Origin of the sequence: Clostridium punense, assembly GCF_017874425.1 — a bacterium.
GTDB classification, from domain to species: domain Bacteria; phylum Bacillota; class Clostridia; order Clostridiales; family Clostridiaceae; genus Clostridium_J; species Clostridium_J punense.
The window spans coordinates 21,580-47,911 of sequence record NZ_JAGGLL010000005.1; the positions used below are offsets into that span (position 1 = coordinate 21,580).

Consider the following 26,332-nt stretch of genomic DNA (forward strand, 5'->3'; position numbering starts at 1 on the left):
TTATATATCTTATAGTAAGGCATTATAAGCAAAAGTCAAAAGGTGTAGAAAAATAATTTCTACACCTTTTATCTGTTTACTTTTACCTATTTAGTTCCAAATAATCTGTCTCCAGCATCTCCTAGACCAGGAACTATGTATCCATGGTCATTTAGACATTCATCTATAGCAGCTACATATATATCTACATCAGGATGTGCATCCATTACTGCCTTAATACCTACAGGCGCAGCTACTAAACACATTAATCTTATGTTTTTAGCCCCTCTTTTCTTTAAAGCATGAATAGCATCAACTGCTGATCCACCTGTAGCAAGCATAGGGTCTGTTACGATAACATCTCTTTCTTCTATATCTTGTGGTAATTTACAGAAATACTCTACAGGCATTAGAGTTTCTTCATTTCTATAAAGCCCTATGTGTCCAACTTTGGCAGCTGGTATTAACTTTAACATACCATCTACCATACCAAGTCCTGCTCTTAATATTGGAACGATAGCAAGTTTCTTACCTGCTAATACTTTACACTTAGTTTTACAAATTGGAGTTTCAATTTCAACTTCTTCAAGTTGAATATCTCTTGTTACCTCATAAGCCATAAGCATAGCAACTTCTTCAACTAACTCTCTAAAATCCTTAGACCCTGTATTCTTATCTCTAATAAAAGCTAATTTGTGTAATATAAGTGGATGTGCAATTTGTGTAACTTTACTCATTTTTATTCCCCCTAAAATTATTATTTCTTATATTTTTTTTCAATTTCACTAATTTTATTTATTCTTTTTGTATGTCGGTCTCCCTCAAATTTAGCATTTAAAAATGCATCTACAATATCAAGGGCAAGTCCTGGTCCAACAATTCTTTCTCCAAGAGCTAAAATATTAGCATCATTATGCTCTCTTGTGGCATGAGCACTAAAAGTATCACTACATAGCGCTGCTCTTATTCCTGGAACCTTATTAGCTGCTATGCTAATACCAATTCCTGTTCCACATACTAAAATTCCGAATTCAAAATTTTTAGCCGCAACCTCTACCGCAACCTTTTCAGCAAAGTCTGGATAATCACAAGAATCCTCACTGTATGTTCCGAAATCCTTAAATTCTATGCCTTTCTTCTCTAGGTGTTTTATTATTTCCTTTTTAAGTCTTAACCCACCATGGTCGCTTCCTAATGCTATTTTCATATGAGTACCTCCTTAAAATTAGGGATCTGCCAATAAATAATAAGTCTGTATCCTCGTCTATTCTGTGTTATACTACGTGAACAGAAGCCTCAGATAGATCTGCTATCTGAGGAACCTATTTTTTAGTGGAACCCAAAACATCCTTCGCATCTTTGACTTATTTATTTTTGAAGATGCCCTATAGTATATGCAAAAAAAAAGATATCAGTATAAATACTAGTATCTCTTTTTTAATATCTCAATTAGAGATAAGATGTCCTCTCTAAGCATTTCAAAAGTTTGAGAGTAAACATCTATACTGCCGCCAAAAGGGTCAACTATGTCCCCATTTTTGCCGACAAAACCTCTAAGACTATGAACTTTTTCATTAAATTCAGGAAAGTTTCTAACAATTAAGTCTTTCATATGGGCCGTCATAGTTAGAACTAAATCAGCCTCTATAAGCATTTCTTTACTTAACTGAACTGCTTGCCTGTTAGAAATATCAACTTCATACTTATGCCTTAAAATCTCTACCGTATGCTTTGAGGCAAGAGAAAATGGGACTATGGATAACCCTGCTGAAGTTGCCTGTAGGCCATTTGTATTAATAAGTTTATTAAATATAGCTTCAGCCATATTACTTCTACATGTATTGCCCGTACAAACAAATAATATCTTCATTATTTTTCTCCTTTCTTAAGCAAATATAAAAATTAATTCTATATAATTTATATTGATGATTAGATAACAAATTATAGTTAACAACAATATGTATAAACATTTATACTAGGTATTTAGAAGTAGCATGAAAATTTACAATAGCTAATTGTAATTTTTCATCCTGTTAAGCTTCTATAATATCAAAACCAGCACTTTTTTTCAGCCTATTCATTATAGCTGCTCCAACACCCTGTTCATTAAAAGCTTCACATAATATTATATCAACATCCATAGTATCAAAGCTTCTAAGAACTTTAAATAAGTTTTGGCCTATTTCATAAAGGTTTTCTCTACTTCCTAAAGAAACTACTATATCACTGTTATAGCTGTTTTTAGTTTCATCAGTAGCAATAACCCCAACCCTTTTGCCACGTTCTATATAATTTAACACTATTTCATTGATTTTTGCAATAGTTTTTTCTATATCTCCACTAACAATTTTTACTGGTGCTTTTGGTGCATAATGTCTATACTTCATTCCTGGAGCCTTAGGTTTAAAATCCTCTGTAGGTTTATTTAATACCGCTGGATCCACATAAACATTCTCATCTATTTCCTTTAACATTTCTAGCGTAATGGCACCTGGTCTTAATATACAAATAGGATTAACAGTACAATCTACTATGGTTGACTCTAACCCTACTTCACTATTTTCCCCACCTAGTATGTAATCAATCTTACCACTTAAATCCTCAATGCAACTATCCACATCTGTTGGACTAGGTCTTCCTGAGATATTAGCTGATGGAGCCGCTATAGTGGTATTTGCTGCTAAAATAAGTTCTCTTGCAATATTATTATCAGGCATTCTAACTCCGATGGTTGAAAGATTAGCACTAGTTATCATTGGAACCTTATCACTTTTTTCAAAGATAAGTGTAATAGGACCTGGCCAAAACTTATTCATTATTTCCTTTGCAACTTTAGGGACTTCTTTAACATAAGGGCTTATATTAAAATCCCCCACATGAATAATTAAAGGATTGTCCTGCGGCCTTCCCTTAGCAATAAAAATCTTTTTAACTGCCTCTTCATCTAAAGCATTAGCTCCTAGACCGTAAACAGTTTCTGTTGGGAAAGCAACTACTCCTCCCCTTTTAATAATCTCCGCTGCTTCTAATATTATATTTTTGTCTAAACTTTGTTCATTTAGTATGGCAACTTTTGTTTTCATTTTTAACACCTCAAAAACTAATTATTAATAAAAAATATTATTAAAATATAGGCTTTCAAGATGAATTTTTATTTACTCCTCTTGAAAGCCTTAGGCATTTAAAAATAAATAACAAATCAAAATTGATAAACATACTGACTTATTTATTTTTTAAAAGTGCCTTATAGTATCAAATATAGCTTCATACATAAACGCTCTTCTTACCTTAGTCCATTAGATCTTGTAGAAGATTATTTACTTTATTCCTTCATAAATCCTAAAAAACTTAATATAAGTTCTCATTCACTATGATTATTAACTTTATCTACCTATAAAAAGTTTTTAATCTTATATTACATTTATCATAACAAAACCAAAAATAATACCAATTAGTATGGTAATTGCATTTCTATAACTGCTGCAAAGCTCATTGCTTTCTGGTATCATTTGTCCAAAAACTACATAAAGCATAACACCACTAGCAAAGGCTATACAATATCCTAGAAAAACTTGAGATATAGCACCAATTAATATACCTATCCACGCACCAATGGCAGTAGGAAGAGCAACTAAAAAGGCATACCATAGGATTTTTGACCCCTTAACCCCTGAGGCAATAAGAGGTGCTGCTATTGCTATACCCTCTGGCATATCATGAATAGAAATTAAAAGACTCATTTTAATGCCTAAATTAGCTTCTTTTACAAAGCCAAAACCCATAATAATTCCTTCAGGAAAATTATGTAGCATAAGACCTAAAGCCATGAGAAAAGCTACTTTCCTATGACTATCCTTTGCCCACTTTTTATCTTTGCTTAAGTAATCTGTAAAGCCTATTACAACAATTCCGATTAATATAGCAATAAAAGTAGTTAAGAAGTTAGTTTTGTGAATAGACTCCGGAATAAGTTCTAGAAATATTATAGAAATCATTATTCCAGAAGCAATTCCTAAAATACTTCCTAGGAGCTTTCTAGTAGGTTTTTTAATAGTTACCCCTATAAGAGCTCCAAGCAGTGTACCGATTAGTGAAACTATAGCCGAAAAAATCCCTATAGTCAAAATGGTGCTATTCATATTATCCCCCCACAAATATAAAATAAAACAGTTAATAAAGGCTTAAGTCTATAATTATATATATTTATTTCTAAAAGCCTTAAGGGGTAAAGTAATTAAATTTATAAGCTAATTTTAATTTCCTTCCCTATACTAACAATTTATTTCTCCATCTGTAGGTTTATTCTAATTTCTAGTTTCTTTAATTCTCTCCACTGCACTTTCAGTAAAAATAGCATTAGAAGAATACTTATACAATAAGTTTAATAAAAGATACTTCCTCATTCCACCCTTTCTTATTATGAAAAAAAAGTATGGCCCTTCTTCAGGCATTTTAACTTTATTATAAACCTTCTCTACCTCTGGGTACTTCTCTAACACTCTAAAATCCAAGTGGCCCAACCTTTTATTTCTAAACCTTGATTTTGTTACAATCATTAAATCAAAAATCTTTTCATTTTTTATGGTGTGGACTATGGCCACCTTTTCTGTAGAAATATTATATCTACGTTTTCTAGCACCAACTATAATAGTAAGCCTAGTTCCCTCTAATTTATATACTAGGTATTCCTCATTATGTCTAATAACCATAGAAAAAATGATTAAAGTTTCAATAAGCACTAGGTAAAATATAAAAAACATATTAAAATTTCCACTTAGTTGTAGCACAATGGGCAAAAGCACAAAAATAAAGCCCATTGATAGCATAAACCTTTTATAAGATTTTTTTTGCTTTCTTAGGACTTTATCGATATCCATAAAACACCTTCCAAATTATAAATTAGTAAATATATAGCATATCTTTGTAAGTTTTTATGCTGCCTTAACTCAGATTCCAATTAAAACATAATCTAAGAAAGCCTTATTTTAGAACTCACTACTGTTTCCCATAGCCTTCATTTTTTCAGCTTGGTCTGTAGTTATTAGTGCATTTAGCATTTCATCGATGTCTCCATCAAGAAAAGCATCAAGTTTATATAAAGTAACCCCTATTCTATGATCTGTTACCCTTCCTTGAGGATAGTTATAAGTTCTAATTCTTTCACTTCTGTCTCCTGTACCAACCTGACTCTTTCTGTCTTCAGCAATTCCAGCAAGTCTTTCTGCTTCTGCAGCTTCAAAAAGTCTTGCTTTTAAGATTTTCATAGCCTTTTCCTTGTTTTTAAGTTGTGACTTTTCATCTTGGCAAGAAACCACAAGTCCAGTTGGTAAGTGAGTTAATCTAACCGCTGAGTCAGTAGTGTTAACGCACTGTCCACCGTTTCCTGAAGCTCTAAATACATCTGTTCTTATATCATTTGCACCAATCTCGATTTCAACATCATCTACCTCTGGAAGCACTGCAACTGTAGCTGTAGATGTATGAATTCTTCCGCTTGATTCTGTGTCTGGAACTCTTTGAACTCTATGAACTCCACTTTCATATTTTAACTTACTGTAAGCTCTATCTCCCTTAACCATGAATACCACTTCCTTGAAACCACCAATATCAGTTTCATTAGCACTCATAACCTCAACTTTCCATCTGTTACGCTCAGCATATCTTGTGTACATTCTAAATAAGTTTGCAGCAAATAGAGCTGCTTCATCTCCACCTGCTCCTCCTCTTATTTCTATGAACACGTTCTTATCATCATTTGGATCCTTAGGTAAAAGAAGAATTCTTAACTCTTCTTGACAAGTTTCACAAGTTTCAGTTAAAGATTTGATTTCCTCTTGAATCATTTCTCTCATATCTCTATCTGATTCTTCATTAAGCATTTCCTTGTTAGCCTCAAGGTCTGTTTCTGCCTCTTTGTATTCTCTATATTTTGTCACGATTACTTCAAGGTCAGCATGTTCCTTACATAATTTTTGCCATTCCTTTTGGTTAGCCATTACAGTAGGATCACTTATTTTATTGGACAATTCATCATACTTATTTTCTAAAAAATGTAATCTATCTAACATAACTTATCACTCCGTATTTAAATTTGTATTCTATGGAACTAACTTTAATACTCACTATACTAAGTTCACCTAGTTCCTAAAAAGACTTCAAAGATTAAATATAAATTTCATCTTCATGTCATAGTTTTTCACATCATATCATTATACCATAAAAATATCAATTTTCAATTTTATAATAAAAATTTTTAGCCATTTCAAAATAGATAACAAGTCAAAATAAACAAATATACTGCTTATATATTTTCGAAAAAGCTTTATGGTAAATTTCCTATGACCACTCTGTAATTACCTGCTAAATCTTTTAAGGAGTACACATTGATAAATCCCTCATTTCTTAAAATCTCTTCTACCTGCATATTTTGATCATGTCCAATCTCAAAAGCTAAGTATCCGCCCTTTTCTAATACTTTTTTACTCTGAAAAGTTATAGTCCTGTAAAAATCTAACCCATCATCTCCACCCCAAAGGGCAATATAGGGTTCAAAATTTTTCACATCCTCCATAAGAGTTGGAATCACTTCCGTCCTAATATAAGGTGGGTTTGACACAACTATCTGGAAGGTGTGATTTTCCTCAACAGCTTTACTAAAAAGGTCACTTTTATAGACTTGCGCCTTATGCTGAACTCCTAATCCTTTTATATTTTCCTCTGTAACTTCTAAGGCTGTTTCACTAATATCATAAAGATAAACCTTTGTATTTTTAGTATAGTGAGCAATAGAAATTCCTATAGCTCCACTGCCACAACATAAATCACAAACTTTTTCAAAACTCTTTTCCTTAATTATGCTGATGGCTTCCTCAACTAATATCTCAGTATCAGGTCTTGGAATTAAAACCCCTTCTTTAACTTTAAATTCTAAACCCATAAACTCACTAAAACCTAATATATATTTTATAGGCATCTTGCTTTTTCTAAGGTTTATAAGCTTTAAAAATTCCTCTTCCTTTTCTCCATCCACTTCTAAGTTTCTATTCATCATTATAAACAACTTTTCCACATTTAAAACCTTACAAAGAAGTAGTTGTGCATCAATCATATAGCTGTCAATATCTTCTTCTTTAAGTAGTTCATATCCCTTAGTTAATAGCTGTGCTATATTCATGTACTTTATCCTCTTTCCAAACGAAATTATTCACTATTCAAGTATTATAATTTTATATATTTATTGCCTCACTACCAGCCTTTATATTCATTAGGTTCTCTTCATCCGTAGCACTATTGCCCTTATCCTCCTCAGTAATATTATCCTCTATACCTTCTGCAGCCTTTAAGGAAGCTATTGCCACTTCAAGCATTGATAAATCAGGTTCTTTAGTCGTTATTCCTTGGAGTTTTAACCCAGGTGCTGCAACAAAGCTAGCGAAGGAATTATTACTCTTTCCTAGCCACCTAATTACCTCATAAGTAACCCCTGAAACTATAGGTAAAAGTAACAGTCTCCATAGTATTCTTTGCCCTACAGACTGCCATCCTGTAAAGGAAAATATAATAATGCTAATAACCATGACCAAAAACAAAAAATTTGTTCCACATCTTGGGTGAAATCTACTAAACTTCTTAGCATTCTCTGGAGTCAATTCTTCTCCAGCCTCATAACAGAAAATAGTCTTATGTTCTGCACCATGATATTGATACACTCTTTTAATGTCCTCCATTTTACCTACAAGGTAAATATATAATAAAAATACTGCAACCCTTATTATTCCTTCAATTACATTTAATATAATAGTATTTTTTGTTATATTACTCTTAACAAAACTAGTAAGTACTGTAGGCAATATAAAAAACAGGAGAGCTGCAAATGCAAGAGATACCACTAGAGAAATCCCCATTATTACATCATTGCTCTTTTCTTTAAAGGTATTTTTAAACCAACTATCAAATTTCGAAGGCTCCTCTTCTTCATCATCAAAAAAGGAAGCTGAAAACTCTAAACTCTTCATTCCAATAATTAGAGATTCAATTAAGGATATAAATCCTCTTATTATTGGCAAGGAAAAAATTTTATTTCTTTTTGAAAAACTTTCATAGTTTTCTTTTTTTATTTCTATTGTTCCATCAGGTAGCCTTACAGCAGTAGCCAACCCCTTTGAACCTCTCATCATTACACCTTCTATAACCGCCTGACCTCCCACAGAGACCTTCTTACTCATGTGTACACCTACCTTTCTATCTCCTTTAAACAAACTAGATTCAACTCTACTTTACTATGACTATATAGGTTTCCATGATGAAACTTATATTATTCATCCTTGTTTCTCCCCTTCTCATACTGCTCTTTATATAAAAAGAAGCATTTTGGGCATAAGGCTTCATACTCCACATTATCTTCCTTGTCTATAGCAATTTGCTCGCCTTCAAAAACAAACTTTCCATTTATTAGCCTTCCATTTAATAAAGCTTTCTTACCACATTTACAAATGGTTTTAAGCTCCTCTAGGCTGTGAGCCAATAATAGTAGTCTTTCACTTCCTTCAAAGCCATTCATTTGAAAGTCTGTTCTAAGACCATAGCATATTGTTGGTATATTTAAAGTTACTGCAATTTCAAATAACTCATCTATTTGATGTTTTTTAAAAAACTGCACTTCATCTCCTAATATGCAGTCAATATTTCCATTTTCTTTTATATATTGAGATACCTTTTCAAGTACATTTTCCTCACCATCTAAAAGCAAATCAACCTGTCGTGTAACCCCTAACCTTGAAACTACCTTATTTCCACCTTTAGTATCTGTCTTTGGCTTTATAATTAAAATCTTCATACCTCTCTCTTCATAATTATGTGCCACCTGTAAAAGGTTTGTTGATTTCCCACAATTCATTGCACCATATCTAAAATATAATTTACTCATGTTAATCCTCCATAGCTTCAAGATATAATATATGTATATTTTATAAGAAATCTTTTGGTTTATCAAATTATATTTATATATAGATAACCAAAGTCATTCCTTTCTTATGTGCTAATTTACCTTCATCCTCTTAAAGACTTTAAAGATAAATAGGCAAAATTCCCAACTTAGAATCCTATATAAATCCTATCTTGAAATTATACTTCAACTATTCACAGCTTCTATGTGATTTTATTTATGAAAAATTTTATCCATAATCTACTACTTATAGCTAATCATGTGTAAACTATTTATTTTTACACTGAAATTCACAATTTTCCGCAATAAATAGTGAGGTTTATGTTGACCAATATAGGACCTTGTGCTATAATTTAGAAGTTGACAATACGGGTATATATGTAATTTCGAAAGAGGTGAAAGATATGCAAGAAGGATTACATCCAAATTATAGCCATGAAACAGTAGTTAAGTGTGCATGCGGAAACACTTTTACAACTGGTTCTGTTAAAGGTGAGTTAAAAGTAGAAATTTGTTCTAAATGTCATCCATTCTTCACTGGTAAGCAAAAAGTTGTTGATGCTGGTGGAAGAGTTGATAAGTTCATGAAGAAATTTAATCTTAAAAACGAAGAATAATTAGACTTTAATAAGGAGAAGGAAACTTCTCCTTTTTTGCATTTGCAATATAATAAAAACTAAGACCTTAACCTTACTTGAATCACTCTTGGCACCCTTAATACTTCATGGGTGCATAAGGTAAATTTTCACTTTATAATCCTAAAAATTCTAATTAAGGCAATATATTTCTCAATTTCCTCTAATTTAATAGGTTAATTAATTTGAATCAGCACACAATAATAACACTTAGTTGATAATCATTAATTAAGAGTTATTAATTAATGACTATTGATTAATTAATCTTATAAACTTTATGGTTTATATCAAAAGGAGGAATTCCCAATGGCAAATAACAGTAATAACAGAGCATTAGTTCCAGAAGCAAAAGAAGGTTTAAACAGATTTAAAATGGAAGCTGCTAAAGAAGTGGGAGTTAACTTAAAAGAAGGCTACAATGGAGACCTAACTTCAAGAGAAGCAGGATCAGTAGGCGGACAAATGGTTAAAAGAATGGTAGAATCTTACGAAAGAAATTTATAATCACAATTTATAACTAAAAGAAAAAGCTGCAGGAAGACCTTTTCCTACAGCTTTTCCTATTTTATTAAAAATAATTTTCTTAAACCTCTTATTTCTCACTTTTAAAAACTTTTTACTGGAAAGTTCCACAACAAACGGATTTTCCTATCAACAATATTTCCCTATGCCATAGGCTTAAAGGTTTTTAATCTTAAAGCATTTAATAGTACTGATACTGAGCTAAAACTCATAGCAAGGGCTGCAATCATTGGATTTAATAATGGTCCTCCAAGGGCATAAAGTATTCCCATAGCCACTGGTATTCCCAAAGTATTGTACCCAAAAGCCCAGAATAAGTTTTGTTTAATGTTTGAAATTGTCTTTTTACTTAGCTGAATTGCTGTTGGTACATCCATTAGGTCACTTCTCATAAGCACTATGTCTGCTGATTCCATAGCTACATCTGTACCCGATCCAATTGCAATTCCGATGTCTGCTTGGGCAAGAGCTGGTGCATCATTAATTCCATCTCCAACCATAGCCACTTTTTTACCTTGGCTTTGAAGTTTTTTAACCTCATTTGCTTTATCTTGAGGTAGTACTTCAGATATGGCCACATCAATTCCAACTTGTTTTGCAATAGCATCTGCTGTTCTTTTATTATCTCCAGTAAGCATAGCAACTTCTATTCCCATGGAGTGAAGCTTTTCAATAGCTTTTTTACTGCTTTCTTTTACTGTATCTGCCACCGCAATAATTCCCTTAAGTTCTTTATCAACGGCTACATACATTGGAGTTTTTCCTTCAGTAGCTAATCTATTTGATTCTTCCTCTAAAGCTTCAATAGAAATTTCACTTTCCACCATTAGCTTCTTATTTCCTAATAAAATATTTTTTTCGTCGATAGTAACTTCGATTCCCTTACCAGAGATAGCTTTAAAGTTAGTAGTTTTCTTAAATTCAATACCACTTTCTTCTGCATGCTTAACAATAGCTTCTCCTAGAGGATGCTCCGAACCTTTTTCTGCACTAGCAGTAATTTGAAGTAATTCTTCTTTTGATATATTATTTACAACTATATCTGTTACCTTTGGTTTACCTTCAGTAATAGTCCCTGTCTTATCAAATACCACTGTTTTAATTTTATGTGCAGTTTCTAAGGCTTCACCACTTTTAATTAGCACTCCATGCTCTGCGCCCTTACCAGTACCCACCATTATAGCTGTAGGTGTTGCAAGACCAAGAGCACAAGGACAAGCAATTACTAAAACTGAAATAAATATAGTAAGAACAAATACTGGAGTTTCACCAGCAATAGCCCATGCTAGAGCTGAAAGAATTGCAATAGTAATAACTGTTGGTACAAAATATCCTGAAATTATATCTGCCATCTTTGCAATTGGTGCCTTAGACCCTTGAGCATCCTCAACAAGTTTTATAATCTGTGCAAGAGCTGTGTCCTTACCAACTTTTGTAGCTTTATACTTTATAGACCCATTCTTGTTAATACTTGCTCCAATAACCTTAGAGCCTATAGTTTTCTCAACTGGCATACTCTCTCCCGTAAGCATAGATTCATCAATAGAAGTATTTCCTTCTACTACTTCTCCATCTACAGGTAACTTTTCCCCTGGCTTTACAAGAATTATATCTCCAACTTCTACATCATCTATAGAAATTTCTACTTCTTTTCCATCTCTAACTATAGTAGCAGTCTTTGGTGCAAGACCCATTAGTTTTTTGATAGCCTCAGAAGTTTTGCCTTTAGTTACAGACTCTAAATATTTACCCAAAGTAATTAGGGTTAATATAGTAGCTCCTGATTCAAAATACAGCTCATAGGCATAATCTACGTTGCCATTTAAAATTTGATATATAGCAAATAATCCAAATAAAAAAGCAGCCCAAGTTCCAATAGAAATTAAAGAATCCATATTAGGACTTCTCATTATTAATGATTTTAAACCAACCTTAAAAAATTTCCAGCCCGCAATCATTACAGGTATAACCAAAATTAACTGCGACATAGCAAAGTTAATTGGGTTTTTCATTGGGTCAAAAAACTCTGGCAGCATATAGCCTAACATATGTGCCATAGATATATAAAGAAGAGGTAGAGTAAAGGCTGCAGAAACTAAAAATCTCTTCCATAAATTTTTAATCTCTCTCTCCTTATTTTCCTTATCCTTATCTACTGTAGTTTCTTCTTCACTTGCTTTATATCCTGCTTTCACTACAGCAGCCTTAATATCAGAAATTCTAAGCTTTGAAGGCTCATAGGTTACGGTAAGCTTTTCTGTTGCTAAGTTTACATTTCCTTCAACCACTCCATCTAATTTCCTTACAGCTGACTCCACAGCCTTAGCACAAGAGGCTCAAGTCATTCCTCCAACTTTAATGGTTGCTGTGGTGGTTTCTACAGATGCAGTGTATCCAGCCTTTGTTATAGCTGCACTTATAGCATCCAAGTTTGTTTTACTTTCATCAAAGGTCACTGTAAGTTTTTCTGTTGCTAAATTTACGCTTGCCTCATTAACTCCATCTACCTTTTTAGAAGCACGCTCTACAGCCTTAGCACAAGCTGCACAAGTCATGCCTTGTATTTTAAGCATCTTACTTTCCATTTTAAAATCTCCTTTCATTTGCAATTCAAAGCCTTATAACTTAGACATCCTCACAAATAAGCAAATCAGCATCCTTGTCTATTTTGTGTTATACTGCATCAACAAGTTCCCTAGATAGTTCTACCGCTCTAAGGAACTTGTATCTTTTGCTATTTATTTTACAATGCCTCTGTGAAAATATCTTTCACCGCTTTCACTTATTACTTATTTTCAGATACCTTAAACTCTTTCACTAAGGTATTATTCTCCTTACTATACGCCCATCCTTCTCCAGAAATTTTATTTATATCAAGACCTGCTTTAATTAAAGGCTCTGCCTTTAAAGTAAATATAATATCTGAAGGATTTTCACCTAACTTCTCAGTCCAGTTAACTCTGTAACCTTCTGCTAAGTTTAAGGCATAACTCTTGGAGTTTGCATCATAGCTTACTGGCACTTCTTGAACCTTTAGTAATCTTTTAAAGGCATCTTCAGCTCCATTTGAGTTTTGTTTCTTATCATTTAAGTTGTAAGGTTTAATTAATAAGTTTGGGGTCTCCATCCCCCCCTCATTGGCTGCTGGCTTAAATACAAGCTCCTTTGAATCAATTTTAGTAACATCTACTCCAGCTTTTGTAAATTGGTCTGCAGGAACTACCATAGCAAAATCTATTTCATTGGCTGAAGTATCTTTAGTCCATTCGAACTTTTCTCCTGTAGGAAGCTTAAGTCCCCAGTGAGATAATTCTGCATGAAAACCTATTTCCTTCTTATTTTCTTTTATTATATTTACAAAAGACTCTGATGCCTTAACCTTTGTTTCATCTACATTTCCTTTATTTCCACAACCTGTTGCAGTAAGTGCAACCCCTAAAATTATAGTACTTATAACAACTGCTTTGGTTTTTAACATAAATGTATCCTCCTAATCTCCCTACCCCCTCGGGGGGTGTCTATGAATATAGCTTATCATGAATTTATGAATTTTTTATGGATAAATTGATAATTTAAAAGATTTTTTTCTTCATCTTTACATAAAATCTACATAAAATTTATGTATATTATTATTAACTAAATTCAAGGTACTTATTAATTTTTATATGAGAGGTGAGAGATTTGTCAATAAAAACTATAAATATTAAGGTAGGAAATATGGTGTGTACTTCCTGTGAAGCCTTAATCACAGATGAAATCAATGAACTAACGGGAATTTTAGAAGTTAAAGCCAGCTATAAGAAATCTTCAGTTTTTGTAAAATTCGATGATTCAGCTTGCTCTTATGCTAAAATATGCTCAGCAATCGAAAAAGCCGGCTACTCTATTGAGTCTGACTTAGCAAAGGATAATAAATCTTCAGATAAACCTTCAGAATACTTATCAATTATTGGAGTTGTTCTAATTGCCTTTATAATTATAAGGCTAAGCCAAAACTCTGGTGCCTTTGATATGAGCTCTAAACTAGGAGCAAATACTACCTATTTCATGCTATTTGTTGTAGGGTTACTTACTTCCTTGCACTGTGTTGGAATGTGCGGCGGTATAATGATGTCTCAAAGTATTACCACCATTGCTAAGAGCAAGGTTGATTCTATAAAACCTTCCTTAATGTATAATCTAGGCAGAGTAATTTCTTATACAGTTTTAGGGGGTATCGTTGGAGCCTTGGGTTCTGTATTCTCCTTAACTCTTACAACTCAAGCTTCTATTGCAATAATTGCAGGTATCTTCATGGTAATTATGGGCTTTAACATGGCTGGTTTTTCAACCTTTAGAGGACTTGCTATAAAGTTACCTTGGTCAAAATGCAATAGTAAAGGAAAGGGATCTACCCCCTTTGTTGTAGGTTTACTTAACGGCTTTATGCCTTGTGGTCCTCTTCAAACCATGCAGCTCTATGCCTTAGCTACAGGAAGCCCTATAAAAGGTGCCTTATCCATGTTTATATTTTCTATAGGAACAGTTCCACTAATGCTTGGCTTCGGATTAGTAGCTAATCTTATGAACCAAAATAACACTAAAAAATTAATGAAACTTAGCGGAATAATAGTAGTGGTCCTTGGTATTGTTATGTCTAATCGAGGACTTACTCTTTTAGGAATTAACCTATCTCCTATGGCTCTTTTAAGTTCAAAAACCACTTCAGCAAATGTACAAATTACAGAAGAAAATAAGGCAAAAGTTGTTAATGGAGTGCAAGAAGTAAGGATTACTGCTGATGCTAGCGGGTATAATCCTAATGTAGTCTTTGTTCAAAAGGGAGTTCCCGCAAAATTAATAGTAGAAGGAAAGACTATAACTTCTTGTAATAACGAAATTGTTATACCATCCATGAATAAAAGACAAAAGCTATCTAAAGGAGAAACTGTTATAGAATTTACTCCTGGTAATGAAGATATTAACTATAGTTGTTGGATGGGAATGATTAGAGGTTTAATAAAGGTTGTTGACAATTTAGATACCATAAGTCAGTCTGATATATCAGCTGCTCAAAACGCTGCTCCATCTTCTAATGCTGCTGGATGTTGCGGTGGAGGTGCTGCTAGTGGCACAGCTGCTCAAGAACCTACAATTTACGGAACAAATATATCTCAGGTTCCAACTGAAAGACTTATAAAAAAAGCTACAGTTTCTGGAGATATACAAAGTCTAACCGTCAAAGGAGTAGGGGCAGATTTCGAGCCACTAATGGTAGTGCTAAACAAAGGTATCAATGCAAAAATTGATTTTGATTTAAGCAAAATGGACTCTCCTGATGGAGAATATACTATATTAGATGTTGGTTATAATAAAGTAACTTCCTTTAAAATAACTAATTCAAAAGGTGAGTTTGAAAAACTATTCCAAAATCCCGGTACTTACTTAATTTTAAATAAAGATCAGCTAGTATTGTTCTTCCAAGTTGTAGATGATGTAAATAAGGCAGATTTAGAACAACTTAGAACAGAATACATTTATTAGAGAATAAATTACACTTTCTCCAATATTGGTTAACCTTGGTCTAACTTTTCACTTGAAATTCTATGAAGAAATACCCAATAAGTAGTATTTTTACACTACTTATTGGGTATTTCTTTTTAGTCTTAAATATTTATTTTAAGTTAAAGATATTTAATTTATTCTTTCTCGTTGCTAACTGTTTTTTCATAGATTACCTTCCCCACTCTATCAATATGGGCCTTTAGCTCATCATGATTTAAATGCGTATAATCTATTATATCAAATAAATATGGTAAAGGTCCTCGATCTTCTAGTAAGGAATGTAATTTTGACATAACATCAAAATTTACCTTATCTCCCATAATAGCTATATCAATATCAGAACCAGCTTTATAGTTTCCTTTAGCCCTCGAACCAAAAATAACAGCTTTTTCGATCTCATTAAACTCACTTACTTTTTTTATTATATAACTTAAATCAAATTCTTTTAATCCAAAATCCATTGTTATCCCTCTAATTTGCCTAACAACTCTTTAATTACTGGATAATAACTTATTTTTATTAATTGCTCTGCTTGCTTTGCAACTTCCTCATCATAGGTATGTGCCATTAAATTCCTTTTTTCTAAGGCATCAATCCATATATGTCCATCAGTAAGCAATTCAATTTGGAAAGCCGTTTGAATGGTAGCTCTCGGACTTTTCACTTCGTAACCTTCAAATTCTAAGTAATCCTTCATTGTTTTCCATGCTAATTCAAAAGTGTACTCAAAGCATTGAATTAATCCTTGTACTTCAAATTTATTAAGACTATCTTTTTCTATAAACTCAGTTAATTGAGTTGTTGCTTTTTTGAAGTTTGAAAGTCTTTGCTTCCAACGTATATCTTGATTCATACATAACACCTACTTTTAACCAATTTAACTATACTCTCCACCAGTGATAGATTCTTGGAAAAATCCTATAGAGCGAACTAGTACTACCTTTATTATCCTATACTTACATTACTTAAGTAGTTCCGGGCTCTTACTTAAAATATCAAAGAAGTCCTTATTAGTTTTTGTTTTTGATAAAACACTTAGTAACTTTTCTGTAACTGCTGCAGTGTTTCCCTCATTATACATAAGTTTTCTTATGTTATAAGTAACCTCTAGCTCTGTTTTACTTAATAATAAGTCCTCTCTACGAGTACCAGATTTATAGATATCTATTGCAGGGAATATTCTTCTTTCCTGAAGAATTCTATCTAAGTGCACTTCCATGTTGCCAGTACCCTTAAACTCCTCAAAAATCATATCATCCATTCTGCTTCCTGTTTCAACTAAAGCAGTGGCAAGAATTGTTAAGCTTCCGCCTTCTTCAACGTTTCTAGCTGCTCCAAAAAACTTTTTAGGCATTAGAAGAGCTCCAGTATCAAGTCCCCCTGATAGGGTTCTTCCTGTTCTAGTAATAGTTAAGTTATAAGCTCTTGCTAGCCTTGTTATACTATCTAATAATATAACCACATCCTGACCCTGCTCTACACATCTTTTAGCTCTTTCTAAAACCATGTAAGCAACCTTAGCGTGATGTTCTGGTTCTTCATCGAAAGTAGAATAAATTACATCTCCATCAATAGATCTTTGCATATCAGTAACTTCTTCTGGTCTTTCATCAATTAGAAGTACAATAAGCTTTACCTCTGGATTATTTTTAGTTATGCTTTGAGCTATTTTCTTTAAAATGCTTGTTTTACCTGCTTTAGGTGGTGCTACAATAACACCTCTTTGTCCTTTTCCAATTGGAGATATTATATCCATAAGTCTTGAAGATAAATCCTCTGGATTAGTTTCAAGCTTTATTTTCTCTTGTGGATATATTGGAGTTAGCTTTTCAAAAGGTACTCTTCTTATGGCTTTATCAGGATTCTCTCCATTAACCTTTTCCACATATAAAAGTGCCTTATACTTCTCTCCTTCTTTTGGAATTCTTACCTTACCTTGAACTTCATCTCCAACCTTTAGGTTAAATCTTCTAATTTGAGATAAGGAAACATAAATATCATCATCTCCACTTAAGTAATTATTACTTCTTAAAAGACCAAAGTTACTATTATCACTAATTTCTAAAACACCTTTAGCAGAGTTTGATTCACTAATTAATTCTTTTAGCTTTTCTCTTCTTTCCTCAAAGCTCTCTTCTTTTTCTTCTATAGCTTCCACCTTCCCAAAATCCTCAGAAGGAGTAGCTAAATCTTCATCCCTAGTGCTTTCAGTGAAAGTATTGTTATCTCTACTGTTGTTACCGAAAAAGCTTTCTTCACGACCCTTGTCCGAATCAACTTCCCTAGATTCCTTAAAATCAGTTTTAGGACTAATTTTTTCTCTTAAAATTACCCCTTCTTTCTCAATGGCAACAGGAGAAACCCTTTTTATTTCCTCAGCAAGTTCTGCCTTTTTAAACTTAGCAATGTTTTTTATACCAAGATTCTTAGCAACTTCTCTCAGTTCACTAAGATTCATATTATCTAACTCTTTATTAGTCAAGTATTACACCTCCAAATACCTAAAGACCATATAAAACTATATATAATTATAAATTCATGTTGGGATTAATTTAATTTGTATTTAGGCATCTAAAAATAAATAACAAGTTCAAGATGTGACGGCTATTTTGCGTTCACAAGCAAGCTTGTGCCGACAAGGAAACAGGTTCCGCAGATAGTGGGGCTATCAAAGGGTTCTGTTGACGCAGTATATCACAAAATAGACGAGCAGATTGACTTATTTATTTTTTGAAGATGCCTTATAGTGGAATTTCTAAAAATATGCATAAATAAATTATTACCATCTTTTATTATATTAACCATTAATTTTACAAGTCTTTGTATACATATCTAATTTATTTTAAAATGAAGAAAATTCAAATGAAAGTAAAAAAACAGAAGAAGTCCTTAAATAATTTTATACCTATAAATATACACTAAATAAAATTAAAAAACTAGTAACTTTTATATTTTTATTTATGATAATTTAAAAGAGTGAAAGCAAAAGCATGTAAGGCGCCTTTACTTTCACTTTAGGCATTTGAAAATAAATAACAAGTCAAAGATGTGAAGGATATTTTGAGTTAGACAAGGAAACAGGTTCTGCAGATAGTAGGCTATCTAAAGGTTCTGTTGACGCAGTATAACACAAAATAGCCGAGCATACTGACTTATTTATTTTTTGAAAATGCCTTAATTACTTAGGAAGGTAAACAATAAACTCTGTACCTTCATTTATCTTGCTATTAACCTCAATGCTTCCTTTATGAGCCTCAATTATGGATTTAGTTATTGCAAGGCCAATGCCAGATCCCCCTGTAGCTCTAGCCCTTGACTCGTCTGCTCTATAGAACCTTTCAAAAATATAAGGTAAATGCTCCTTATCAATACCTATCCCCGTATCTCTCACCTTTATAACCACTTTATTCTTCTCCTGAGAAATACTCAAATAAACTTCGCCACCTTCTAGGGTGTACTTTTCACTATTAGATACAATGTTTATAAGGGCTTGACTTAGCTTATCCTTATCTCCATGAATAAAAATGTCCTTAGGCTTATACTGAACTTTTATATTTTTATCTAGAAATTGTTTCTCAAAATTACTTAATATGCTAGAAATTAAATCTCCTATATTTATTTCACTATTGCTAAGAATAACTTCTTCCTCTTCAATCCTTGCAAGATTTTCTAAATCTCCTACTAGTCTATACAATCTAATAACCTCATCATTACAACTTTGAAGCCTTTCCGATGTAGGCTCCCATATGCCGTCAATCATTCCCTCTAAATTCCCCTGCAAGGTAGTTAAAGGTGTTCTTAGCTCATGTGACATATCCTTTGTAAGAACCTTGCGGAGATACTCTTGTTTTCTTAAAGAAGAAGATAAATTATTTACAGAATCCACAAGAGTATTCATCTCCTCAATATCTGAGTCATTACTTATCATATTATAATTCCCCTTTGAGATCATAGCTGTAGAGGTAACTACCTTAGAAATCATGCTGCTTATTTTTGTGGATATAAGAAGTCCAATAGTTATAGATAAAATCAAAGCAACAATAGCCACAAAAATCATAGCATTTCTTAAACTTTTTAAGTAAACTAGATCATTATCTTTATAGTAAAAAGGACCATAATAACTTATATTAACTACTCCATGCTTTTCATTGTTTACAGTTAAGTCAAAAGTCTTTGTTACATACTTTATTGGAGCACTTGAATTTCGCCTTGTGTTATTGCTTACATTTTGCAGTATGTTTTGGCACATACCATGATTAAATTTCATAGCATCCCATATTACATCTTTCTCATTGTTTAAAACTTCTATTATAAGTCCATTATTCATTGCATCTATTCCTATATTTTCAACGGCATAAACATTAAAGCTCCCACCTTTATATTGGTTTTCTAAATTTTGCACAATAGCCTCAGTTTTATCTTCAATGTTTTGTTGCACCAGCTTTTTATAGTTACTCTCCAATAGATTCATAGATAGAGCTCCAACTAAAATAATACTTATTAAAGATACTATAATATTAGAAGTTATGAGTTTTCCTCTCAGCTTTATCACTGCACTTCACCACCAAATTTATATCCAAAGCCGTGAACTGTTATGATATATTTAGGCTTTCTCGTATTATCCTCAACCTTTTGTCTTAGATTTTTTATATGAGAATCAATGGTTCTATCGAAGCCTTCAAAATCCTCTCCTAGCACATGGCTAATCAAATCCTCCCTACTGAACACTCTTTTAGGATTTTTCGCAAGAAGAGTTAAAATTTTAAATTCCGTGGCAGTTAAAGTTAATATTTTATCTCCTTTTTTAACTTCTAGGTTGTCTAAATCTATAAAAAGCTCTTCATTGTAAGTTAAAATATTCTCTGTTGAAAACTTGCTTTCATACCTTCTTATTAGAGCATTAACTCTAGCAACTAGTTGCTTAGGACTAAAGGGTTTTGTTACATAGTCATCACTTCCTATGTTAAGACCATTTATAATACTACTCTCATCCACCTTTGCAGTAAGCATTATTATTGGCATATCTGATTTCTTTCTAATAAGCCTACAAATTTCCTCACCTGTCATATCTGGAAGCATTAAATCCAGTACTGCTAGAGAAAAATCCTCTTCCGAAAGCCTACTTATGGCTCCTTTACCATCGGTAGCAGTAATAACCTCATAGCCTTCATGTTCTAAATAAGCCTTAACTATTTCTAGAATTTTAACTTCATCATCTACGGCTAAAATTTTTTTCTTGCTCATAAATCATCACCTCATGTAATCCTATAGCTTAAATAAATTTAATGTTATCATAATTTTATGGATATTATATGTAAACTACTATTATTATTCACAAAGTTTTTTAAAAACACTCTTCTTAGTTATTTGGTTATAAAACTAAATAACCTAAAGTTAAAGAATAAAAGTGAAAATTTACTATTCTTCAACCTTAGGCTTTTAAAGCTTATTTATTTTTATTTTCTAAAGAAGCTTTCACAAACTCACTAAATAATGGGTGAGGGTTATTTGGTCTAGATTTTAGTTCTGGGTGGAATTGAGAAGCTACAAACCAAGGGTGATTCTTAAGCTCAACAATTTCAACTAATCTTTTATCTGGACTAGTTCCACTAAGCACTAACCCTGCATTTATTAATTCTTCTCTATATTCATTATTAAACTCATATCTATGTCTATGTCTTTCATATATTACTTCTTCACCATATGCATCAAAGGCCTTAGTATCCTTAGATAATCTGCAAGCATATAAACCAAGTCTCATGGTTCCACCTTTTTCATCCACATCCTTTTGGTCAGGCATCAAGTCAATTACAGGATATGTAGTTTCCGGCACAAGCTCAGCACTGTTAGCATCCTTATAACCTAATACATTTCTTGCATACTCAATTACTGCACATTGCATTCCAAGGCATATTCCTAAAAAAGGCACTTTGTTTTCTCTTGAGTACCTAATAGCCTCAATTTTTCCTTCTACTCCTCTATCCCCAAAGCCTCCTGGAACTAATATGCCGTCTACTTCTCCTAAAAGACCTTCAACATTTTCTCTAGTTACCTCTTCTGCATTAATCCATTTAATGTGAACATTTGAATCACAGTTAAGACCTCCATGACTCAAGGCTTCAACCACTGATATGTAGGCATCATGAAGTTCTACATACTTACCAACTAAAGCAATACTTACATTTTCTTTTAGACTTTTAAGCTTATTTACCATTTCAATCCAAGCAGTATTATCTATTGCTCTGCAGTCTAAATTTAACTTTTCACAGACTAAAGTATCTAAACCCTCATGGTGAAGCATTAAAGGAACTTCATATAAATTTTCCGCATCCAAATTTTGAATTACTGCTCTTCCATCAATATTACAAAACAGTCCAATCTTATTTCTTAAATCCATAGGAATTTCTTTTTCACTTCTACAAACTATAATATCAGGCTGAATCCCTATACTTCTTAACTCTTTAACAGAGTGTTGAGTAGGCTTTGTCTTTAATTCACCTGCTTTGCCAAGGTATGGAACTAAGGTCACATGAATGAAGCAGACATTTTCTCTTCCAACTTCATATTTTATTTGTCTTATAGCCTCTAGAAATGGTAAAGACTCAATGTCCCCTACAGTTCCACCAATTTCTGTGATAACTACATCTACATTTTTCTCTTTTGCCACCCTATAAACTCGATCTTTAAGCTCATTTGTGATATGCGGAATTACCTGAACAGTTCCCCCTAAATAATCTCCTCTTCTTTCTTTGGAAATCACTGACCAATAGACTTTCCCTGTAGTCACATTACTGTTTTTACTTAAATTTTCATCAATAAATCTTTCATAATGACCAAGATCCAAATCTGTTTCTGCACCATCATCCGTTACAAAAACCTCCCCATGCTGATAAGGACTCATAGTACCTGGGTCCACATTGAGATATGGGTCAAATTTTTGAATTGAAACCTTTAATCCTCTATTTTTAAGTAATCTTCCTAAAGAAGCCGCAGTAATCCCTTTTCCTAAAGATGAAACAACTCCACCAGTGACAAAAACATATTTAGTGCTCACAAAAATTCCTCCTTAAGTTCCTATATGAAATTTTAAATTTATTTAAAAATACTATTGACTTAGTCGCCATTCCCTATTATAATAAAAATTACCCTATAAAATAAAATGGAATATCTGTATTTAAAAACAAATATTATACTATCATATATTTTTTGTTTATGCTAGTGTTTTTTGTTTTATTTTTTTGCTTTTTTTAATAAGTAAATTCTTTTAAAATTCATTTGAACCTGATTAAAAAAGCTGCATTGCAATATTCTCTGTTCCTCAACAAAGCTTTTCACAATACAGCCCTCATATTATAAGAGTACAATGGTTGGATTCATCTTATACCAAGTCACTCCCTTTGTTACCTTAAAACTTTTTTGTGTCACGAAAAGTATATTTTCCTAGAAAAGTCCATAGGTGTCCTTATAAAATTTTATATTTCATATTTTTTAATTTTATACTGAAGAGTTTGCCTTGGTATATCTAGAATTTTAGCTGCTTTAGAAATATTATAACCTGACATTATTACTGCCTCTTTAATATATTTCTTCTCATAATATTCTAATTTATCTTTCAAGGACCAACACATGAAGCTTCCCGTGTCCATTCTTAGACATAAATCCTCTAGCTCAATATAGCCTTCATTTCTTAAATTAAAAGCACCCTCTAGGATATGTTCAAGTTCTCTAACGTTTCCTTCATAGTCATGAGCTATTAGGGCCTTTAAAGCATCTTCTTTAATACCAGTAATTATTTTATTAAACCTGTTATTAAACTTTTCAATAAAATGACTAACTAGCTTAGGAATATCCTCTTTTCTTTCATTAAGCTGAGGCAAATCAATTCTAAGCACATTGAGCCTATAGTACAAATCTCTTCTAAGCTTCTCACCACCTACAAGCTCCTCTGGATTTTCATTTAAAGATGCAACAATCCTTACATCTACTTTTTTACTAACAGTATCCCCAACTCTTCTAATCTCTCCATCTTGCAGTACCCTTAGTAACTTCCCTTGAAAGTTTATAGGCATAGAGTTAAGCTCATCTAAATATAATGTTCCACCATCAGCAAGTTCAAATAAGCCTAGCTTTGATTCAGCTCCTGTGAAACTTCCTTTTGACACCCCAAAGAAAATACTCTCCAGAAGATTTTCTGGTATAGCTGCACAGTTTTGCGGTATAAAGCTTTTATTTCTTCTTGAAGAACCTTCATGAATAGCTTGTACAACAAGTTCTTTCCCAGTGCCTGTATCTCCATATATAAGAACTGGTGAGGTGGTATTGCAAGCCTTCTTACCCAATTCCTTAACTCTTTTTATACTTTTACTATCTCCAACAATATCATCAAAAGTATACATAAATTTTGCCCCCAAGTTTTAACCCTTTATATAATAAACAATTTTTACTTTAGTTTTGCTTTACATCAATAATAGCTATAAGCTTTGTATTAATACTTTGCTTGCCATCAACAAAAATATCATACTCAAGGTCTACAGTTCCACCTAAATCATTTATATCAATTTTTAGACTTCTTGTTTTCACCTGTAATGCTAACCCACCTTGAGGTGTATTATATAAAATGGAGGTACTATGGCCTCTCTTAAACTCCATCACAGTATTAATTTCACCTTCACGGATTAAGTTAAAATAATCCTTACCAATTTTAAATATAGTTGTAGTGTCTCCCATACCAGAAAGTTCTGACTCCTCATAGGTTGCCACAAAAACTTCCTCTTCTTTGCAGAAGGTTCCTATACTTACAACTTCAATCTTTTCATCTTCTTCATGATTTTGAATGCTTGCCACTTTTATAACTGCGTTATTCTTCATATTTAACTCCTCTTAAATTCTTTAGATTAGGCATTTGAAGATGCCTTAATTTATATTTTACATAGAATTATCAAACAACTAACTTCTCTTAGAAAACTTAAATGAACCTCTCAGTATTCACTTATAAGATATTAAGTCTCACTTTTCATTCCTCTATTAAATAATATCATTTTTCCTATAAAACTTAAATAACCAAGCTATGAAATTCCTTTAATTTCATAGCTTGGTTATTAATCCTAACTATTATTTCTTTCTATAGCTAATTCAATAAGCTCATCAATTAAAGCTGGATAAGAAAGTCCCGTTGCTTCCCACATTTTAGGGTACATGCTAATACTTGTGAAGCCTGGAATTGTGTTAACTTCGTTTAAGTAAACTTCCTCTGTGTCCTTATCCACTAAAAAGTCTACTCTAGCCATTCCTGAACAATCTAGCTTTTTATAAATCTTAACTGCTAAATCTCTTATAATACTTAACTTTTCCTCTGGCAATGCTGCTGGAATTAAAAGCTTAGAAGCTGCATTTTGATACTTTGCTTCATAATCATAGAATTCCTTAGCCGGAATAATCTCTCCTGGAATAGAGGCCTTAGGGTCATCATTTCCTAACACAGATACTTCTATCTCCCTAGCATTTAATCCCTCTTCAACCAAAACCTTTCTGTCATGGTTTAGCGCTAATTCTAATCCTTTAACAAGCTCTTCTCTGTTATGAGCCTTAGTAATTCCTACTGAAGATCCACTGTTTGCTGGTTTAACAAAGCAAGGATATCCTAAATTTTCTTCTATGGCCTTAACAAAAACGCTGCTATCCTTTTTATAATCAAAGGTTGTAACTACTACATATTTAGCTTGCTTAATGTTTCCATGTTCTAATAAGTACTTAGTATAAATTTTATCCATACATACTGCTGAACTCATTACAGAAGGGCCTACACAAGGGATATTCATTAACTTACATAACCCTTGAATTGTACCATCTTCTCCATACATTCCATGAAGTACAGGAAATACAACTTCAACTTTTTTATCTACAAGAACTTCTAACCCATTAGAAACTTTATTTTCATTATCCTGTTCCCATTGTCCGCTGGCAATATTTTCATATTCTCCCTTGTATAAAAACCACTTACCTTCTTTTGTGATTCCTATTGGGTAAATATTATACTTTTCATTGTTTATATGATTTAAAACTGATGTAGCTGACACTCTAGAAACCTCATGCTCTGTAGACTGCCCTCCAAATAATATAGCTACATTTTTCTTCATAGTTATCTCTCCTAACAATAATTTATATTAACAATTTATTCAATATAGTATTCTCTTGTGAAACATATCTTAACTTTAAACCTATATTAAATAGGGTTATTACACTAATCACCAGATAGATTTAAAGCTTAAACAACAACCTTCAAAAAAAACTTCTACTGATTTTCTTTATTCCTTACTCTTAAATAATTCTATGCCTATCTTCTTATTTCTTCAACCTTTAAAATGAAGTTTTTATGATTTAGCTTAAAGTTTAAATTTTACGAAAATTAGGTTCCTGAAAATAAATATTAAGTGAAAAATATGAAGTATATTTTGCATTCACAAGCAAGCTTGTGTTCACAAGCAAGCTTGCGCAGACAAGGAACCTGTTAATGCATTATAACGTAAAATAAACAAGCATATTGACTTGTTTATTTTCGAAGATGCTTAAAGGTCAGCAAAGTAATTTTCTTCTTTGCTGACCTTTAATACTTATATTTCATAAATTGAATCCTATTAGATAAATGCTCTACTGCTTATCATTATTAAAGCAAAGATAAGAGAAAGGAGATTATATTGGGGGAGGTTCT

The 26,332-nt window shown here is 32.5% G+C and carries 24 protein-coding genes; 3 read left to right on the top strand and 21 right to left on the bottom strand.

The window, feature by feature from the left end; genetic code table 11:
- Positions 1–86 precede the first annotated feature (86 nt).
- From upp to J2Z44_RS04350, 10 genes are all read right to left on the bottom strand, one after another.
- Positions 87–716: a uracil phosphoribosyltransferase gene (upp, locus tag J2Z44_RS04305; protein ID WP_021282225.1), complete on the bottom strand. Its 630-nt coding sequence runs from the start codon at positions 714–716 to the stop codon at positions 87–89.
- A 20-nt stretch (positions 717–736) separates the two neighbouring features.
- Positions 737–1,186, bottom strand: coding sequence for a ribose 5-phosphate isomerase B (gene rpiB / locus J2Z44_RS04310; RefSeq protein ID WP_021282226.1), 450 nt, complete (start codon positions 1,184–1,186; stop codon positions 737–739).
- 216 nt (positions 1,187–1,402) lie between these two features.
- Positions 1,403–1,849, bottom strand: a complete 447-nt coding sequence (locus tag J2Z44_RS04315; protein ID WP_021282227.1) for a low molecular weight protein arginine phosphatase — start codon at positions 1,847–1,849, stop codon at positions 1,403–1,405.
- Positions 1,850–2,012: 163 nt separating this feature from the next.
- A complete protein-coding gene (locus J2Z44_RS04320) occupies positions 2,013–3,062 on the bottom strand; it encodes an L-threonylcarbamoyladenylate synthase (protein WP_209649365.1) in 1,050 nt (349 codons plus the stop codon).
- A gap of 327 nt (positions 3,063–3,389) precedes the next feature.
- Positions 3,390–4,118, bottom strand: a complete 729-nt coding sequence (locus J2Z44_RS04325) for a ZIP family metal transporter (protein ID WP_021282230.1) — start codon at positions 4,116–4,118, stop codon at positions 3,390–3,392.
- A 165-nt stretch (positions 4,119–4,283) separates the two neighbouring features.
- Positions 4,284–4,856, bottom strand: a complete 573-nt coding sequence (locus J2Z44_RS04330) for a hypothetical protein (RefSeq protein ID WP_021282231.1) — start codon at positions 4,854–4,856, stop codon at positions 4,284–4,286.
- Positions 4,857–4,964: 108 nt separating this feature from the next.
- Positions 4,965–6,047: a peptide chain release factor 1 gene (gene prfA / locus J2Z44_RS04335; RefSeq protein ID WP_021282232.1), complete on the bottom strand. Its 1,083-nt coding sequence runs from the start codon at positions 6,045–6,047 to the stop codon at positions 4,965–4,967.
- A 254-nt stretch (positions 6,048–6,301) separates the two neighbouring features.
- A complete protein-coding gene (gene prmC, locus J2Z44_RS04340) occupies positions 6,302–7,153 on the bottom strand; it encodes a peptide chain release factor N(5)-glutamine methyltransferase (protein ID WP_021282233.1) in 852 nt (283 codons plus the stop codon).
- A 52-nt stretch (positions 7,154–7,205) separates the two neighbouring features.
- A complete protein-coding gene (locus J2Z44_RS04345) occupies positions 7,206–8,204 on the bottom strand; it encodes a DUF1385 domain-containing protein (protein WP_031271051.1) in 999 nt (332 codons plus the stop codon).
- A gap of 89 nt (positions 8,205–8,293) precedes the next feature.
- Entirely contained in the window at positions 8,294–8,905 is a 612-nt protein-coding gene (locus tag J2Z44_RS04350) for a thymidine kinase (protein ID WP_209649366.1), read from the bottom strand.
- Positions 8,906–9,327: 422 nt separating this feature from the next.
- Here J2Z44_RS04350 and rpmE point away from each other — a divergent pair, with 422 nt between their 5' ends.
- Together rpmE and J2Z44_RS04360 are read left to right on the top strand one after the other, a co-directional pair.
- Entirely contained in the window at positions 9,328–9,540 is a 213-nt protein-coding gene (gene rpmE / locus J2Z44_RS04355) for a 50S ribosomal protein L31 (RefSeq protein WP_021282236.1), read from the top strand.
- A 324-nt stretch (positions 9,541–9,864) separates the two neighbouring features.
- A complete protein-coding gene (locus J2Z44_RS04360; RefSeq protein WP_021282237.1) occupies positions 9,865–10,062 on the top strand; it encodes an alpha/beta-type small acid-soluble spore protein in 198 nt (65 codons plus the stop codon).
- A gap of 161 nt (positions 10,063–10,223) precedes the next feature.
- Here the strand turns inward: J2Z44_RS04360 and J2Z44_RS04365 are convergent, their stop codons facing one another.
- Together J2Z44_RS04365 and J2Z44_RS04370 are read right to left on the bottom strand one after the other, a co-directional pair.
- The gene (locus J2Z44_RS04365; protein WP_082206879.1) at positions 10,224–12,665 is read right to left on the bottom strand and encodes a heavy metal translocating P-type ATPase; all 2,442 of its coding nucleotides are present in this window, start codon (positions 12,663–12,665) and stop codon (positions 10,224–10,226) included.
- Between the two features lie 200 nt (positions 12,666–12,865).
- Positions 12,866–13,558, bottom strand: a complete 693-nt coding sequence (locus J2Z44_RS04370; protein WP_021282241.1) for a hypothetical protein — start codon at positions 13,556–13,558, stop codon at positions 12,866–12,868.
- A gap of 203 nt (positions 13,559–13,761) precedes the next feature.
- Between J2Z44_RS04370 and J2Z44_RS04375 the strand changes: the two genes are divergently transcribed.
- The gene (locus J2Z44_RS04375) at positions 13,762–15,603 is read left to right on the top strand and encodes an urease accessory protein UreH domain-containing protein (RefSeq protein WP_021282242.1); all 1,842 of its coding nucleotides are present in this window, start codon (positions 13,762–13,764) and stop codon (positions 15,601–15,603) included.
- Between the two features lie 155 nt (positions 15,604–15,758).
- On the opposite strand, the gene J2Z44_RS04380 is transcribed toward J2Z44_RS04375, so the two are convergent.
- From J2Z44_RS04380 to J2Z44_RS04420, 9 genes are all read right to left on the bottom strand, one after another.
- Entirely contained in the window at positions 15,759–16,085 is a 327-nt protein-coding gene (locus J2Z44_RS04380) for a nucleotidyltransferase domain-containing protein (RefSeq protein ID WP_021282243.1), read from the bottom strand.
- A gap of 2 nt (positions 16,086–16,087) precedes the next feature.
- Positions 16,088–16,477: a nucleotidyltransferase substrate binding protein gene (locus tag J2Z44_RS04385; RefSeq protein ID WP_021282244.1), complete on the bottom strand. Its 390-nt coding sequence runs from the start codon at positions 16,475–16,477 to the stop codon at positions 16,088–16,090.
- A gap of 108 nt (positions 16,478–16,585) precedes the next feature.
- Positions 16,586–18,082, bottom strand: coding sequence for a transcription termination factor Rho (gene rho / locus J2Z44_RS04390; protein ID WP_378109477.1), 1,497 nt, complete (start codon positions 18,080–18,082; stop codon positions 16,586–16,588).
- 720 nt (positions 18,083–18,802) lie between these two features.
- The gene (locus J2Z44_RS04395) at positions 18,803–20,176 is read right to left on the bottom strand and encodes a sensor histidine kinase (RefSeq protein WP_021282246.1); all 1,374 of its coding nucleotides are present in this window, start codon (positions 20,174–20,176) and stop codon (positions 18,803–18,805) included.
- Entirely contained in the window at positions 20,173–20,868 is a 696-nt protein-coding gene (locus J2Z44_RS04400; RefSeq protein ID WP_021282247.1) for a response regulator transcription factor, read from the bottom strand. Before J2Z44_RS04400 ends, J2Z44_RS04395 begins: the two co-directional genes overlap by 4 nt.
- A 202-nt stretch (positions 20,869–21,070) precedes the next feature.
- Positions 21,071–22,678, bottom strand: a complete 1,608-nt coding sequence (locus tag J2Z44_RS04405; RefSeq protein WP_021282248.1) for a CTP synthase — start codon at positions 22,676–22,678, stop codon at positions 21,071–21,073.
- 418 nt (positions 22,679–23,096) lie between these two features.
- On the bottom strand, positions 23,097–24,020 hold the full coding sequence (locus J2Z44_RS04410) for a sigma-54 interaction domain-containing protein (RefSeq protein ID WP_021282249.1): 924 nt from the start codon (positions 24,018–24,020) through the stop codon (positions 23,097–23,099).
- 49 nt (positions 24,021–24,069) lie between these two features.
- Complete coding sequence (locus tag J2Z44_RS04415) at positions 24,070–24,492, bottom strand: YwiB family protein (RefSeq protein ID WP_021282250.1); 423 nt, start codon at positions 24,490–24,492, stop codon at positions 24,070–24,072.
- Positions 24,493–24,728: 236 nt separating this feature from the next.
- Positions 24,729–25,760, bottom strand: coding sequence for a D-alanine--D-alanine ligase family protein (locus J2Z44_RS04420; protein WP_209649367.1), 1,032 nt, complete (start codon positions 25,758–25,760; stop codon positions 24,729–24,731).
- Positions 25,761–26,332: the final 572 nt, after the last annotated feature.

Bases quoted from the DNA above. Each gene is read 5' to 3' on its own strand.
- upp (WP_021282225.1), bottom strand. From the start codon at position 716: ATGAGTAAAGTTACACAAATTGCACATCCACTTATATTACACAAATTA.
- rpiB (WP_021282226.1), bottom strand. From the start codon at position 1,186: ATGAAAATAGCATTAGGAAGCGACCATGGTGGGTTAAGACTTAAAAAG.
- J2Z44_RS04315 (WP_021282227.1), bottom strand. From the start codon at position 1,849: ATGAAGATATTATTTGTTTGTACGGGCAATACATGTAGAAGTAATATG.
- J2Z44_RS04320 (WP_209649365.1), bottom strand. From the start codon at position 3,062: ATGAAAACAAAAGTTGCCATACTAAATGAACAAAGTTTAGACAAAAAT.
- J2Z44_RS04325 (WP_021282230.1), bottom strand. From the start codon at position 4,118: ATGAATAGCACCATTTTGACTATAGGGATTTTTTCGGCTATAGTTTCA.
- J2Z44_RS04330 (WP_021282231.1), bottom strand. From the start codon at position 4,856: ATGGATATCGATAAAGTCCTAAGAAAGCAAAAAAAATCTTATAAAAGG.
- prfA (WP_021282232.1), bottom strand. From the start codon at position 6,047: ATGTTAGATAGATTACATTTTTTAGAAAATAAGTATGATGAATTGTCC.
- prmC (WP_021282233.1), bottom strand. From the start codon at position 7,153: ATGAATATAGCACAGCTATTAACTAAGGGATATGAACTACTTAAAGAA.
- J2Z44_RS04345 (WP_031271051.1), bottom strand. From the start codon at position 8,204: ATGAGTAAGAAGGTCTCTGTGGGAGGTCAGGCGGTTATAGAAGGTGTA.
- J2Z44_RS04350 (WP_209649366.1), bottom strand. From the start codon at position 8,905: ATGAGTAAATTATATTTTAGATATGGTGCAATGAATTGTGGGAAATCA.
- rpmE (WP_021282236.1), top strand. From the start codon at position 9,328: ATGCAAGAAGGATTACATCCAAATTATAGCCATGAAACAGTAGTTAAG.
- J2Z44_RS04360 (WP_021282237.1), top strand. From the start codon at position 9,865: ATGGCAAATAACAGTAATAACAGAGCATTAGTTCCAGAAGCAAAAGAA.
- J2Z44_RS04370 (WP_021282241.1), bottom strand. From the start codon at position 13,558: ATGTTAAAAACCAAAGCAGTTGTTATAAGTACTATAATTTTAGGGGTT.
- J2Z44_RS04380 (WP_021282243.1), bottom strand. From the start codon at position 16,085: ATGGATTTTGGATTAAAAGAATTTGATTTAAGTTATATAATAAAAAAA.
- J2Z44_RS04385 (WP_021282244.1), bottom strand. From the start codon at position 16,477: ATGAATCAAGATATACGTTGGAAGCAAAGACTTTCAAACTTCAAAAAA.
- rho (WP_378109477.1), bottom strand. From the start codon at position 18,082: ATGAATCTTAGTGAACTGAGAGAAGTTGCTAAGAATCTTGGTATAAAA.
- J2Z44_RS04400 (WP_021282247.1), bottom strand. From the start codon at position 20,868: ATGAGCAAGAAAAAAATTTTAGCCGTAGATGATGAAGTTAAAATTCTA.
- J2Z44_RS04410 (WP_021282249.1), bottom strand. From the start codon at position 24,020: ATGTATACTTTTGATGATATTGTTGGAGATAGTAAAAGTATAAAAAGA.
- J2Z44_RS04415 (WP_021282250.1), bottom strand. From the start codon at position 24,492: ATGAAGAATAACGCAGTTATAAAAGTGGCAAGCATTCAAAATCATGAA.
- J2Z44_RS04420 (WP_209649367.1), bottom strand. From the start codon at position 25,760: ATGAAGAAAAATGTAGCTATATTATTTGGAGGGCAGTCTACAGAGCAT.